This window comes from Vibrio sp. ZOR0018 (genome assembly GCF_963865925.1).
In the GTDB taxonomy this organism is placed as follows: Bacteria; Pseudomonadota; Gammaproteobacteria; order Enterobacterales; family Vibrionaceae; genus Vibrio; species Vibrio anguillarum.
In genome coordinates, this window is record NZ_CAWMCN010000011.1 from 37,365 (window position 1) to 50,873 (window position 13,509).

16 protein-coding genes are annotated in these 13,509 nt (G+C 43.9%); 1 reads left to right on the forward strand and 15 read right to left on the reverse strand.

What is annotated here, in order from left to right; genetic code table 11:
- Window positions 1-139 precede the first annotated feature (139 nt).
- Entirely contained in the window at window positions 140-721 is a 582-nt protein-coding gene (locus tag AACR75_RS00380; protein ID WP_013856580.1) for a UPF0149 family protein, read from the forward strand.
- Window positions 722-832: 111 nt separating this feature from the next.
- Here AACR75_RS00380 and nadA read toward each other — a convergent pair whose 3' ends face one another.
- From nadA to ruvC, 15 genes are all read right to left on the reverse strand, one after another.
- Window positions 833-1,894, reverse strand: a complete 1,062-nt coding sequence (nadA, locus tag AACR75_RS00385) for a quinolinate synthase NadA (protein ID WP_047688303.1) — start codon at window positions 1,892-1,894, stop codon at window positions 833-835.
- 134 nt (window positions 1,895-2,028) lie between these two features.
- Window positions 2,029-2,805 (reverse strand): tol-pal system protein YbgF, encoded by a 777-nt coding sequence (gene ybgF, locus AACR75_RS00390; protein ID WP_017048054.1) that lies wholly within the window; start codon window positions 2,803-2,805, stop codon window positions 2,029-2,031.
- 15 nt (window positions 2,806-2,820) lie between these two features.
- Window positions 2,821-3,360 (reverse strand): peptidoglycan-associated lipoprotein Pal, encoded by a 540-nt coding sequence (gene pal, locus AACR75_RS00395; RefSeq protein ID WP_013856577.1) that lies wholly within the window; start codon window positions 3,358-3,360, stop codon window positions 2,821-2,823.
- Between the two features lie 30 nt (window positions 3,361-3,390).
- Window positions 3,391-4,728, reverse strand: a complete 1,338-nt coding sequence (tolB, locus tag AACR75_RS00400; RefSeq protein ID WP_156117091.1) for a Tol-Pal system beta propeller repeat protein TolB — start codon at window positions 4,726-4,728, stop codon at window positions 3,391-3,393.
- Window positions 4,729-4,755: 27 nt separating this feature from the next.
- Complete coding sequence (tolA, locus tag AACR75_RS00405) at window positions 4,756-5,826, reverse strand: cell envelope integrity protein TolA (protein ID WP_047688307.1); 1,071 nt, start codon at window positions 5,824-5,826, stop codon at window positions 4,756-4,758.
- Window positions 5,827-5,838: 12 nt separating this feature from the next.
- A complete protein-coding gene (gene tolR, locus AACR75_RS00410; protein ID WP_013856574.1) occupies window positions 5,839-6,282 on the reverse strand; it encodes a protein TolR in 444 nt (147 codons plus the stop codon).
- 3 nt (window positions 6,283-6,285) lie between these two features.
- Window positions 6,286-6,969, reverse strand: a complete 684-nt coding sequence (gene tolQ / locus AACR75_RS00415) for a protein TolQ (protein WP_013856573.1) — start codon at window positions 6,967-6,969, stop codon at window positions 6,286-6,288.
- Window positions 6,959-7,378 (reverse strand): tol-pal system-associated acyl-CoA thioesterase, encoded by a 420-nt coding sequence (ybgC, locus tag AACR75_RS00420; protein WP_047688309.1) that lies wholly within the window; start codon window positions 7,376-7,378, stop codon window positions 6,959-6,961. Before ybgC ends, tolQ begins: the two co-directional genes overlap by 11 nt.
- A 179-nt stretch (window positions 7,379-7,557) precedes the next feature.
- Window positions 7,558-7,860: a cyd operon protein YbgE gene (gene ybgE / locus AACR75_RS00425; RefSeq protein ID WP_013856571.1), complete on the reverse strand. Its 303-nt coding sequence runs from the start codon at window positions 7,858-7,860 to the stop codon at window positions 7,558-7,560.
- Window positions 7,853-7,960 (reverse strand): cytochrome bd-I oxidase subunit CydX, encoded by a 108-nt coding sequence (gene cydX, locus AACR75_RS00430; protein WP_000270284.1) that lies wholly within the window; start codon window positions 7,958-7,960, stop codon window positions 7,853-7,855. Before cydX ends, ybgE begins: the two co-directional genes overlap by 8 nt.
- An 11-nt stretch (window positions 7,961-7,971) precedes the next feature.
- Entirely contained in the window at window positions 7,972-9,108 is a 1,137-nt protein-coding gene (cydB, locus tag AACR75_RS00435; protein WP_013856570.1) for a cytochrome d ubiquinol oxidase subunit II, read from the reverse strand.
- A 17-nt stretch (window positions 9,109-9,125) separates the two neighbouring features.
- Window positions 9,126-10,712, reverse strand: a complete 1,587-nt coding sequence (gene cydA, locus AACR75_RS00440) for a cytochrome ubiquinol oxidase subunit I (protein WP_047688312.1) — start codon at window positions 10,710-10,712, stop codon at window positions 9,126-9,128.
- Window positions 10,713-11,184: 472 nt separating this feature from the next.
- Entirely contained in the window at window positions 11,185-12,189 is a 1,005-nt protein-coding gene (gene ruvB / locus AACR75_RS00445; protein ID WP_047688314.1) for a Holliday junction branch migration DNA helicase RuvB, read from the reverse strand.
- Complete coding sequence (gene ruvA / locus AACR75_RS00450; RefSeq protein WP_013856566.1) at window positions 12,186-12,806, reverse strand: Holliday junction branch migration protein RuvA; 621 nt, start codon at window positions 12,804-12,806, stop codon at window positions 12,186-12,188. Before ruvA ends, ruvB begins: the two co-directional genes overlap by 4 nt.
- Before the next feature lie 100 nt (window positions 12,807-12,906).
- Window positions 12,907-13,428, reverse strand: a complete 522-nt coding sequence (gene ruvC / locus AACR75_RS00455) for a crossover junction endodeoxyribonuclease RuvC (RefSeq protein WP_013856565.1) — start codon at window positions 13,426-13,428, stop codon at window positions 12,907-12,909.
- Window positions 13,429-13,509: the final 81 nt, after the last annotated feature.

Here is a 13,509-nt window from a genome sequence, read left to right on the forward strand (position 1 = left end):
TGTGCAAATTATAGTGAATAATCTTAGCGAGCAATATGTTGATTGTTGTAAAACATCACTAAAGCCAACAAATTATCAGCAAAGTTCGCACATTGTATCGCTTTAACGTTAAAATGGCTGCAAATACACTCGGCAACTGATGGGATCTGCTGTGAATTTACAAGAACTCCTTACCCAACCCGAACTAGAAGATAAATTGCTTAATGAGGCCAAAACTCAAGGTTTTGTCGCATCCATGGCGTCAGCGCCTAACTTGCTCCCGCCAGAGGAATGGCTCCCTTTTCTATGGGGGGGAGAAGAGATCGCGCCATTTAGCGAAGGCAAACAGCTAGAAACCTATTTCCAACTGATCGTTGAAATGTGGAATGACTATCGCCCTGCTTTGCTCGAAAATCAATGGAGCTGGCCTGCAGGTTGCTCACTCGATGAACAAGAAATAGTGACTGAACATGTCCGTGATTTTTGTGAAGGTTTTCTTCAAGGTTGGCAACTTACGCGTGATGATTGGGAAACGTTAATGCCTGAAGATAGCCAAGATAATGCGCTACTTGGGGGCGTGCTCCTTTCGCTGAGTATGCTTTATGATCCGGAGACGTCCTTAGCAACACTTTCCCAACAAGGTATGCAAGGACTCGACCAGTTTGAAGAAATCTATCAGGCCATACCGGTGATGTTGTGTGGCTTAACGCAGCGCGGCGCTCAATTGGCACTAGAGCAATAACTTTGTTTTTGAATAGTTTTATTTTCGAATAACGTTAATTTCAAATCAATTTGCTTGCGATAAAAAGGCTCTGAATAAGAGCCTTTTTTCATCCACTACCGCCGAAAGGAATTAGGCATTCCCTTTGACTTGCAAATTTAACTGTTCAGCAAAATCCAACATACGGTTTAATGGGATGAGTGATTTCACTCTCACGGCTTCATCGACGAAAATTTCGTGATCTTTACCGCCTTCCATAAGAGCTGACTCAATCGCTCGAAGACCATTCATCGCCATCCAAGGACAATGCGCGCAGCTTCGGCATGTTGCCCCTGCCCCTGCCGTCGGTGCTTCAATCAATTCTTTCTCAGGGACTAACTGCTGCATCTTAAAAAAGATGCCTTTATCGGTTGCCACAATCATTTTCTGTTGAGGTAAGGATTTTGCTGCCTTAATCAACTGGCTTGTAGAGCCTACAGCATCCGCAAGTTCTACCACACTGGCTGGTGATTCTGGATGCACAAGGATGGCTGCATCAGGATACAGTGCTTTCATCTTACGCAATGCATCGGCAGAGAACTCGTCGTGTACTACGCATTCACCTTGCCAGAGCAACATCTTTGCGCCCGTTTTTTTCTCGATGTATGAGCCTAAATGGCGATCTGGCCCCCAAATTATGGGTTTATCTTCCGCATCTAAGTGCTCAACAATATCAAGTGCAATGCTCGATGTAACCACCCAATCGGCACGAGCTTTGACCGCAGCCGATGTGTTTGCATACACAACAACGGTATGATCTGGGTGTGCATCACAAAATTCTGTGAATTTATCGGCAGGACACCCCAGATCCAAGGAGCATTCTGCTTTTAAGGCTGGCATTAAAATGCGTTTTTCAGGGGTTAAGATTTTTGCTGATTCGCCCATAAATCGCACACCAGCGATGATCAATGTACTGGCAGGATGGCGATTACCAAACTTGGCCATCTCTAATGAATCACCGACAAAACCGCCGGTTTCTTCAGCGAGAGCTTGAATTTCAGGATCGGTATAGTAATGCGCAATTAATACAGCATCTTTTTCTTTTAAGAGTTGTTTGATACTTGCTGTATAGGCTTGTTTTTGCTCAACCGTCAGTGGAATGGGCTTTGGCGGAAATGGATAAATAGTTTCAATCGTATCTAATATGTGGCTCATTGCTCTTGCTCTACGCAACTTCCAAGAATCCGAGCATTGTACACCGCACCTAGCGAAGGATCAAAAGCGATTCATAAAATAGTGTCGTTGAAAAAAGAGGCCACAAGGCCTCTTTTTATTAACTCAAATTGTTATCAATTCAAATTCTCTTTAGCAACCTTGGCAGACGCACTTGTAGGGTATTCATCCACAACTTGCTGATAATACTTATTTGCTTGCGCAGTATTATTATTGCGCTTGGCAATATCACCTAACTTAACCAGCGCATCAGCACGTTTATTGGAGTCACTGTAAGTGAGCACGGCGGCAAAACTTTGCGTCGCTTCTTTATCCTGCTTTTTCGCAAAATAGAGCTGCCCTAACCAATAATGGGCATTAGACGCAAAATTAGAATCTGGATAATCTTTTTGAAACTGTTGAAACGCTGCAATAGCACCACTGTAATCCCTTTTCTTCAGGATCAAATCAACCGCATTCTGATAGGCAGTTTGTTCATCAACATTGCTGCTAAACGTTCCTGCAATATCAGTGTCCGTTGTCGGCTGTGACGAACTTGTGGTTGTATTCTTCATTTCGCCACGTACGCGATCTAACTCGATAAAGAGTTCACGCTGACGCTGCAACATTTGCTGCATATCGTAGCTATTACGCTCTAACTGGCCACGTAATTCGCTGATTTCAAGTGCCATATCATCGAGCTGCTGCTGCATTTTGAGTTGAACGCTATTACGGTTTTCAAGCAGACGTTCAAGACGTTGTACATTAGATTCAGATGATGATTGTTGAGCACGAGATGTGCTTGCTGAAGAGCTATTGCTAAGATCGGATACTGGAGCTGGTGCAGCGAGTACTTGACCCGCTGCACTTGCCAGTAACGTAAGCGTTACAATTCGCTTTAAGTTACTGAACATGAGGCGATTCCTCGATTAGTATACGAGAACCGCGCGGCGGTTCTTCGCATACACTTCTTCAGATTGACCAAGAAGAAGTGGCTTCTCTTCGCCATAGCTAACGATCGAGATTTGGTCAGCTTGTACACCTAGCGCTTGTAGATATTTCGCTACAGCTTGTGCACGACGCTCACCTAGCGCGATGTTATATTCAGGCGTACCACGTTCGTCAGCATGGCCTTCGATGGTAACTTTCATTGCTGAATTTTTGCTTAGGTAAGCTGCGTGTGCAGCAAGCATATCTTCGTAATCACCAGCAATTGTCGCGTTATCAAATGCGAAATAAATGGTTTGAGTTTCACGAAGAGCTTGTTCCTTTAGCTCTTGTTCAGAGAGTTGGCCATTCGCATCAATTGGAGAAACTACAGTTGTATCAACGCTGTTTGCTGAACCTGAAGTAGACTGGTTAGTTTGAGTACCAGAAGCGTTTGTCGCTTCATCGCTTGAACTACATGCAGTTACTGCAAGTACTGGTAGCGCAATCAGTAGCCCTTTAAGAACTTTATTAAGTTGCATTTTTTTTCCTTACTTTTTGATACTTACTTGCTATAAAAACGGAGACCACGCAGGAGCCCTAACGCGACCATTTGTTGCCGGTAATCTAGCTTTGAAACGCCCATCTATAGACACCATCGAAAGTACATTCGCTTTGTTATAAATAGAACTGTATATGACCATACCACCATTGGGTGCAATACTTGGAGACTCATCGAGCAAAGTCTTTGTTAGAATTTGCACTGAACCCGTTTCCAAATCTTGTTTCGCCAGATTAAAACCCGAATTACTTCGGTTGACCATGACAAGGAATCGACCATCAGGCGTTATTTGTCCACCTAAATTCTGGCTGCCTTGCCATGTCAGACGATTGGTAGAACCGTCTGATAAATTTACTTGATATATCTGTGGTTTACCACCCCGATCCGAAGTAAATATTAGCGATTTACCATCAGGATGCCAGAACGGTTCTGTATTATTTGATCTGCCACTCGTTATTTGTTTCAGCTTCTTGGTTGCCAAGTCCAGAGTATAAACCTGTAAGCTGCCCGTTTTAGACAACACCAAAGCAAGGGTTTTCCCATCTGGCGAGAACCTCGGTGCCCCATTATGGCGTGGGTACGAGGTCACTTTCTCTCTTTCACCAGTATAAATATTCATGATGAATATTTCCGCTTGGCCGTTTTGGAAGCTCACATACGCCAGTTGCTTACCATCAGGTGACCAAGTCGGTGACATCAAAGGCTGTTTTGAACGAAGTACTAAACGTTCATTGTAACCGTCATAGTCAGCAACCCTTAGCTGGTAAGGATATTGTTCATCGTCGTTGACCACCACGTAGGCAATACGAGTGAGAAACGCACCCTTATCACCCGTGAGTTCTTGATAGACCAAATCTGAAATTCGATGCGCATACTCACGCATTCGGTTTGCTGGTACGGTGGCAACTTTATTGAATAAAACATGATCTTTAGAAATCACCAACTGTCCATCGTTACTTAATGCTTTGCTTTGGCCTTGTGTCAGTTGACCACGCACTACATCTACCAGTTGGTAGTTGATGACATAGTTACCTTCTGCATTTTGCGTAATGCTACCTGTGAGCAAAGCATCAACACCAATACTGGTCCAAGCATCAAACTTCACATCGGTTTCATTGTAAGGCGTTTGTGGCATTTTGCTGGTCGCAATCGGGCTGAATTTACCACTACGTTGCAAATCTGACGCGATCACCGCAGAGACATCCTGCGGTAATTTGGTTTTGCCTTCCCACTTAAACGGTACGATAGCAATCGGCCTTGCTGAATTAATGCCGTCGGTGATCACAAGCTCCAATGCGGCGTTGGCGAGCTGTACACTACTTGCGATGACAAGTAGGCATCCTAACATCAATCGCTTTAACACAAGCTTTTCCTTTTAATTTGGTTCTACAGTTAAATTAATGTCTTTCAATTGATTGACTACATCAAGATCATCTTTGGGCAGCGGAAACGTCCCCACCTGCGCCACAGCACGTTTTGTCGCCGCGCATAACCTTGAGTCACCATCAATAATGCTTAGATTACCGACTATTGCTCCAGTTCCCGTTGGAATGAGCCGTAGGTTCACTTTGCACTGTTTACTTTTAAAACTGTCTTCAATCAGCAAATTTTGTTGAATGAGCTGCACATAAATTTCTCCATATCGCTGAGCTTCACTCATTACAAATTGAGAACGAGCTGAACTATTTTGCTCTGCTTCTGTTTCTAACCCAGAAAAAATGTTATTCAGCGCCGCTTCTTGTTCTTTGCGTTCACGCTCCAATCTCTCTAGACGTGCTTTCTCTTTTTTTGCATTTTCGGCCGCTTTCTTCGCCTCTTGTTCTTTGGCTATTCGCTCTTTCTCGGCTCGCTCTGCTGCTTCTCGCTCTTTACGAGCTTTCTCTTTAGCTTGTTCTGCCTCTTTTTCACGGGCAATGCGTTCTTTTTCCGCTTTCGCAATTTCAGCCTCTTTAGCGATGCGCTCCTGCTCTGCTTTTTTTACCGCTTCTTCTTTTATCTTACGTTCCGTTTCCGCTTTTACCGCTCGCTCTTTTTCTTTACGAGCTCGTTCTTCTGCCACTTTACGCTCTTGTTCTTTTTCGGCACGTTGCTTTTCAGCTTCTCTGGCCGCTTTCGCTTCCTGAGCTTGTTGTTCTTTTAGTTGGCGAATATTCTCTTCTTCCGCCTTGCGGTTTTTTTCCAACTGCTCACTTTCGCGGCGTAACTTATCCAGCCGATCCTGCTCTTTTTTGGCAGCAGCTTCACGCTGGTTACGAATTTGCTGGGCTTGTTTTTGTACCAGTTGTGGATCAATCACCACAGCTTGAACCATCTGCCCTGCAGGCTCGGGCTTAGTTAGGCTAAAATCCGAACCCCATAACAAAGCAATGATCAACACTATATGCAAAACAGCCGAGATAATGATGGGCTTTTTGTAATCACTTTTTTTGGATTTATGATCTTTCATGAACAGTACAAACTATCCTTTAATTTCGGTTAGCAGACCTACTTTTGAAATGCCCGCACGATTCAATTCATCCAGAACCAGTATCACTTCTGCATAAGGCGTTGCAGCATCACCGCCAACCGCAACCGGTGAATCCGGTTTCAACGACAGCTCTGCTTTGACTCTAATGATGACATCTTGCAGCGAAAGACCCCGCTCGACTTCCTCATTATTTACGCTCAACCCGAGACGACCTTCTTTATCTATTTCCACGATGATAAAACTACTATCACTATCACCTTTCAGCTCAGCCGCTGACTTTGAAGTGGTGGTTTTAGGAAGCTCGACATCAACGCCTTGAGTGACAAACGGTGATGTCACCATAAAAATAATCAGCAACACGAGCATAACGTCGATATAAGGGACAACGTTAATCTCAGCTGTCAACTTGCGCTTTTTACGCTGGTAACCCACCATCGTCTATTCCCTACCAGCCATCGCTTGGCGGTGAAGAATGCTATGAAATTCTTCAGAAAAGGTGGCGTAATTATGCTCTAATTTGCTAACTTTATTGCTCAACCTGTTGTAAGCCATCACCGCAGGAATAGCCGCAAATAAACCCATGGCGGTCGCAATCAGCGCCTCTGCAATACCAGGAGCCACCATTGCTAACGTCGCTTGCTTCACCGCACCTAACGCAATAAATGAGTGCATGATTCCCCATACCGTACCAAATAATCCAATGTATGGGCTGATAGAACCCACGGTCGCTAGAAATGGCAGACTGGTCTCTAACTCGTCCACTTCCCTTGCGACAGCAACTCGCATCGCACGTCCCGTCCCTTCCATGATGAAATCAGGTGAAGTGGCGTTAGTCTTGCGTAAACGTGCAAATTCGGTAAAGCCAGAATAAAAAATCTCTTCTGTACCCAAAAGTTCATCTTTACGCTTTTTGACATCTTGATAAATAACGGATAAGTCAGTACCAGACCAAAATTTGTCTTCGAAAGCATCAGCGTTCTTTTCTGCTTGGGAAAGGACTTTACTACGTTTGATGATCATCGCCCACGAAACGATAGACATCCCCAAAAGGATTAGCATCACCATCTTGACCAATAAGCTGGCTTGCAAAAACAGATCGAGAATTGAGATATCAGCAGTCACTATGGGTTAACTCCAAAATTATTGATTGAGGCATCGCTTTGGGCCTCATGTTCTGATTGTCGATGCATGCTACCTTAACTATTGCTTTACACAATACTTTACCTTCAGGATTGACGAGCTCCTGACAGAAGATCAGTGAGGCTTTTTTCAACGCCAAAATCACAGTATTTATCGCCAGCATATCGTCTAAACGTGCAGCTTGTAGAAAATCGATGTCAACGTGCCTGACCACAAAACCAATGTTCTGCTGCAAAAGCGTCTGCTGAGACACTCCAACTGCGCGTAACATTTCAGTTCGGGCTCGTTCAAAGAATTTAAGATAGTTTGAGTGATAGACGACACCACCAGCATCCGTATCTTCATAGTAAATCGTTACAGGCCAATGAAAGGCTGAGGCTGTATTTTGCACAAAGGTTCCAACACATATACAGATTTAGGCGGATACTATAACGCAACTCATTGACGTTAGTACAAGCATTGAGTGGACTTTTACAAAACTTGAAACAAAAAATTAGTGCTGTCTCAAAGAGGCAGCACTAATGTGGGTCGTTAATCAACCTTCGACAGGTTATTCATACACAGTAAATATCAAACTAGTCGAATAATCGTTAGGTAAATTAAGATCGATAATGAAATGTAGGGGCTAAACAATAATTGCCAAAACCATTTGCGTGGTCTAAAGCCAACACCAAAAACCATACTTGCACACAGCGCCCATATCATGAGTGGTGAAATAACCGCGTTAAAACCACCAATGCTCTGAGAATACAACTCGGGATCCCACATAATCATGGCGATATGATAAAAACCAAGCAAGAGCGATAAGACTCTGAGCAGAGTCTTATCAACCAGTTTATGGTACTCAGTGACTTGCATTGCAAGTTTACTCACTGTCTTTGTCCATCATTTCAGAATGCTCTAACCAAAGAGCGTTGATGATGCCAAATGCACAAGCTAAAAGCACACCTAGAATCCATGCGAAATACCACATATCTATGCTCCTTAGTAAAGTGAGTTTTTGTTTTCTTCAATAAACTTGCTATCAAGACGACCAAACATCTTGTAGTAAGTCCAAGTGGTGTAACCAAGAATGATAGGTACCATTACAAAAGCGACCACTGTCATTAAGTTCAACGTCAATTCACTCGATGTTGAGTCCCACATGGTCAAGCTGTTACTTGGTACTAAGCTTGAAGGCATGATAAATGGGAACATCGCAAAACCAGCGGTGAAAATCACACCCGCATTGGCTAAGCTAGAAGCCAAGAATGCGAGACCACCTTTTTCAAAACGCGACGCCAACACAGCAAGTAGTGGCATGGCAACACCCAAAGCTGGTGCGATCCATAGTAATGGGTAAGCGTTGAAATTAGCCATCCACGCCCCCGCCTCACGTATCACTTCTTTATTGAGTGGGTTTGATGCAGCATGTGTATCAATTACGCTGGTAATCACGTAACCATCGATGTTTTGGATCCAAAACCCTGCAGCGACGAAAGTAACAGCAACCAACAAGCCCATTAGTTGAGCGACGCCACGAGCGCGTGCATGCAGCTCATCGGTGGTTTTCATCTGTAGCCAAGCGGCACCTTGTAAAATAATCATAAACAAGCTGACTAAGCCACAAAGCAGAGCAAATGGGTTCAACAGACCAAAAAATGAACCGTGATACGTTGGCATCATGAAATCACTGAGTTGGAATGGCACGCCTTGTAGTAAGTTGCCAAAGGCAACACCAAAGATGACTGGTGGTACAAAGCCACTAATTGAAATACAGATATCCCAAGTATTACGCCACTTTGGATCTTCAATTTTTGAACGGTAATCCAAACCAATCGGACGAAGCCATAATGCAGCCAATGTTACAATCATAGCCAAATAAAATCCGGAAAATGATGTCGCATAGACTAACGGCCAAGCCGCAAACAGTGCACCACCTGCCGTGATAAGCCAAACTTGGTTACCATCCCAGTGTGGGGCAATAGAGTTGATCATGACACGACGCTCACTGTCATTCTTACCAATGACGGGAACAAGAGCACCAACGCCCATGTCAAAACCATCTGTGATTGCAAAACCAACCAGCAGTACGCCGATCAGCACCCACCAAATTAGTCGCAAGATTTCGTAATCAAACATTATTCTATCTCCCTGCCTTATGCTTCGACTTGACGGCTAACTTTGTCTTCAACAGAGTTTGCGTTTTGCTCAAAGTGATAACGACCAGTTTTCAGGCTGCTAGGCCCTTTACGAGCAAATTTAACCATCAGGTAAACTTCAGCAATCAAGAACACAGTGTACAGTGCAAGAATCGCAAACAATGAGGTCCATAATTCGCCCAGAGTTAGCGCAGAAGCGGCAACATTGGTCGGCAATATTTCACCAACAGCCCATGGTTGACGGCCATATTCAGCAACAAACCAACCCGCTTCAATTGCAATCCACGGTAGAGGAATACTGAACAAGGCGGCTTTAAGTACCCATTGTTTTTGCTCAATTTTCTGACGGCAAGTTTGAATAAATGCTGCACCAAAGACAAATAGCATCACAAAACCAACACCGACCATCAGACGGAATGACCAAAATAGTGGCCATACGGTTGGAATTGAATCATCGGCGGCGGCTTGAATTTGCTCTTCCGTTGCGTCCGTCACTTTTTCGGTATAGCGCTTAAGAAGTAAACCATAACCTAAGTCACCTTTCACTTCGTCAAATGCATCCATATTCGCTTGAGATTTTTCACCCGCACGAAGTTTTTCTAGTAAACCATAGGCATACATACCGTTACGGATGCGATCGACGTGATCATCACGTAAATCACGCAACCCTGTGACTTCAGTATCGAGAGAACGTGTAGCGATAATACCCATCACGTATGGAATTTTTACTGCATAATCGGTGTGCATGGCGTCTTGGTTAGGCAAACCAAACAGTGTAAATGCAGCCGGTGCAGGTTCCGTGTGCCACTCAGCTTCAATCGCAGCCAGCTTCACTTTTTGAACTTCACCTACTTCATATCCTGATTCATCACCAAGCACAATCACGGACAAAATAGCGGCCATGCCGAATGATGCAGCGATAGCGAATGAGCGGCGTGCAAACGCAACGTCTCGGCCTTTCAGCAAGTAATATGAACTAATACCAAGAATGAACATCGCACCAGTGGTGTAACCAGAAGCGACGGTATGCACAAATTTTACTTGAGCGACAGGGTTGAAAACGACTTCAGCAAAGCTGACCATTTCCATACGCATAGTTTCAAAATTGAATTCTGCGCCGACTGGGTTTTGCATCCAACCATTCGCAATCAAGATCCAAAGTGCCGAGAAATTGGACCCCAAAGCAACCAACCAAGTCACGCCCAAGTGCTGGCGTTTTGATAGTCTATCCCAACCAAAGAAGAACAAACCGACAAAGGTTGATTCTAAAAAGAAGGCTACAAGTGCTTCAATCGCAAGAGGGGCGCCAAAAATGTCACCTACATAGTGGGAATAGTATGACCAGTTTGTACCGAACTGGAACTCCATAGTGAGGCCAGTGGCCACCCCAAGGGCAAAGTTAATACCAAAAAGCTTACCCCAGAACTTTGTCATGTCCTTATAGATTTGCTTATCAGTCATTACATACAAAGATTCCATGATGGCTAAAAGAAAAGCCATACCTAGAGTCAATGGAACGAACAGGAAGTGATACATCGCTGTCAGTGCAAACTGCAACCGCGATAGATCAACGACGTCAATCATGGTAACTCCTTTGTGCCGGCTGAATGACACTTTTGACATGCTAAACGGGTTAAAATTCCTCAAAATTCATCAGTGATATAACCTCATCAAATGTTGAAAAATATCAGAATTTTGTTGCAAGCATGTACCGTTATGGTTAGTTAATTGTTAAGCATCAGCTAATATAGCTGGGACTAATACTACTTCTAAATGCAGGTTGTTTCAAAAGATTTATGGGAGAAAAACGCCTTGATTTACATCAATTTTCACGCGGCAAATCTGAACAAAAAAAGAACAAAATGATCCACATCAAAGGAAGAATGAAATTGTTGTGAGTATTTAGTGAAAGGGATAGAAATTAATACAACGAATTACACAGAGAGTTAACAATACACTTCACATCATTAACTCTTTAGTGATAAGGAAATTATCATAAATAAGATGTAGTTCACACTTTGTGCTTACCACCTAAAAATGACGGTGAGGTGTAAACTTATTTTTCAATTCCGAAGTGAAGATAGGCGCGATCGGTCGCCATTCGTCCTCTTGGTGTCCGTTGTAAATAACCTTGTTGGATAAGAAAGGGTTCTAGCACATCTTCAATGGTATCTTTTTCTTCGCCGATTGCAGCAGCTAGGTTATCGAGACCAACAGGGCCACCGCCAAATTTGTCCATAATCGCTAGTAATAGCTTTCTATCCATATAGTCGAAACCTTGGGTATCAACATCCAACATGTTTAGCGCTTTATCTGCAGTCTCTATACATATGTGCCCGTTACCTTTCACTTCAGCGTAATCTCGAACTCGGCGCAATAAACGGTTGGCAATCCGAGGCGTTCCCCTTGCTCTCCTTGCCACTTCAAGTGCACCATCCGCTTCCATCGACAATCCTAAACAGTCCGCGCTTCTTTGCACTATGTACTGTAGATCATCAATTTTGTAATACTCAAGGCGCTGTACAATACCAAAGCGATCACGCAAGGGTGAGGTTAACGAGCCAGCGCGAGTTGTTGCCCCAATCAGCGTAAAAGGGGGTAAATCGATTTTAATGGACCGAGCGGCTGGACCTTCGCCAATCATTATATCGAGCTGGTAATCTTCCATTGCGGGATAAAGAATTTCTTCAACCACTGGACTTAATCGATGAATTTCATCAATAAAAAGAACGTCGTTCTCTTCAAGGTTAGTCAGTAATGCCGCCAAATCACCTGCTTTTTCCAATACCGGACCAGAAGTTGTGCGGATATTCACTTCCATCTCATTGGCAACGATATTGGCTAATGTTGTTTTCCCAAGCCCTGGAGGACCAAAAATCAGGAGATGGTCGAGTGGTTCGCTGCGCATTTGTGCCGCTTTAATGAAGATTTCCATTTGATTGCGTACATGATCTTGGCCACGATAATCCGCTAATTTTTTGGGACGAATCGCGCGATCAATAATATCTTCATCTTTAAAAATAGGGCTATCAGGAGCAATTAAGCGATCAGCTTCAATCATACCATTGCTCTCAAGGCTTCTTTAATCAGCGCTTCACTGGTCATGTCAGCTTTCATTACTTGTGCCACTACTTTAGAAGCTTGTTGAGGCTTATAACCCAAAGAAAGTAACGCACTGATCGCTTCTTCTTCTGCATTGCTCGTAAGCGCTTCCAAGGAATTGTTATCGACTGGCGCAGCGTCAGTAGCGGGAGTGAATAGGTCACCGGCTCCCCAACCTTTCAGCCTATCTTTCATCTCAACAACCAAACGTTCAGCGGTTTTTTTACCCACGCCAGGAAGCTTAACTAATGTGGAGATATCTTCACGCTCAACGCATGAAACAAATTGACCGGCCGTCATTCCGGACAAAATACCCAAGCCTAATTTTGGCCCTACGCCATTCGCTTTAATCACTTCACGAAATAAAGCTCGCTCTTTTACCGTGTTGAAACCATATAAAAGCTGCGCATCTTCTCGGACCACAAAATGGGTATAAATGACCGCTTCTTCGCCCAATTTAGGGAGTTCATAGAAGCAACTCATTGGCATTTGGACTTCATAACCAATGCCAGCGACTTCAATCAATAGCTCTGGAGGTTGCTTTTCAATCAGAATGCCGCGAAGACGTCCAATCACAGGAAATTCCTTAGAGAAATGAGGTTATTTGACTCGGATGATAATAAATAACTGGATGTATAGCCAGTAGAAAAATACCACCTCGCTCGAGATCGGTTTTTCAGCGATATCGGCCTTTTTTAGCACTGCTTGCCCGCCCAGCTAACGCAATCAAGGTTTTATTGGTATTCGCATGACAAATTGCCACACCCAGAGCATCAGCGGCATCCGCTTGTGGCTTAGCCGATAATTTGAGCATTTGCTGGACCATATGTTGCACCTGCGCTTTATCAGCACTACCCGTACCAACTACAGATTGTTTAACCAGTCGAGCGGCATATTCATAGACTGGAAGATCCGCATTCACCGCCGCCACAATAGCACTGCCCCTTGCTTGCCCGAGTTTGAGTGCTGAGTCCGCATTCTTTGCCATAAATACTTGCTCGATGGCAAAAACATCAGGCTGAAACTGTGTGATGATTTCCGTCACGCCAGCGTAAATTTGCTTGAGCCGCCCAGGTAACTCTTTTTCGGAGGTACGAATACATCCACTACCAAGATAGTACAAATATCGTCCATGCTGCCTGATCACACCATAACCTGTGATTCGCGAGCCGGGATCTATACCTAAAATAATTGACATGAAAACCTTAATCGTGGACGAAAAACAAAATGGGCTTAACCAATAAAGTTCAAGCCCATCATCGACAAGTTAACTGCCTGA

Coding starts and splice junctions, on each gene's coding strand:
- AACR75_RS00380 (WP_013856580.1), top strand. CDS start 140: ATGGGATCTGCTGTGAATTTACAAGAACTCCTTACCCAACCCGAACTA.
- nadA (WP_047688303.1), bottom strand. CDS start 1,894: ATGAGCCACATATTAGATACGATTGAAACTATTTATCCATTTCCGCCA.
- ybgF (WP_017048054.1), bottom strand. CDS start 2,805: ATGTTCAGTAACTTAAAGCGAATTGTAACGCTTACGTTACTGGCAAGT.
- pal (WP_013856577.1), bottom strand. CDS start 3,360: ATGCAACTTAATAAAGTTCTTAAAGGGCTACTGATTGCGCTACCAGTA.
- tolB (WP_156117091.1), bottom strand. CDS start 4,728: ATGTTAGGATGCCTACTTGTCATCGCAAGTAGTGTACAGCTCGCCAAC.
- tolA (WP_047688307.1), bottom strand. CDS start 5,826: ATGAAAGATCATAAATCCAAAAAAAGTGATTACAAAAAGCCCATCATT.
- tolR (WP_013856574.1), bottom strand. CDS start 6,282: ATGGTGGGTTACCAGCGTAAAAAGCGCAAGTTGACAGCTGAGATTAAC.
- cydX (WP_000270284.1), bottom strand. CDS start 7,960: ATGTGGTATTTCGCATGGATTCTAGGTGTGCTTTTAGCTTGTGCATTT.
- cydB (WP_013856570.1), bottom strand. CDS start 9,108: ATGTTTGATTACGAAATCTTGCGACTAATTTGGTGGGTGCTGATCGGC.
- cydA (WP_047688312.1), bottom strand. CDS start 10,712: ATGATTGACGTCGTTGATCTATCGCGGTTGCAGTTTGCACTGACAGCG.
- ruvB (WP_047688314.1), bottom strand. CDS start 12,189: ATGATTGAAGCTGATCGCTTAATTGCTCCTGATAGCCCTATTTTTAAA.
- ruvC (WP_013856565.1), bottom strand. CDS start 13,428: ATGTCAATTATTTTAGGTATAGATCCCGGCTCGCGAATCACAGGTTAT.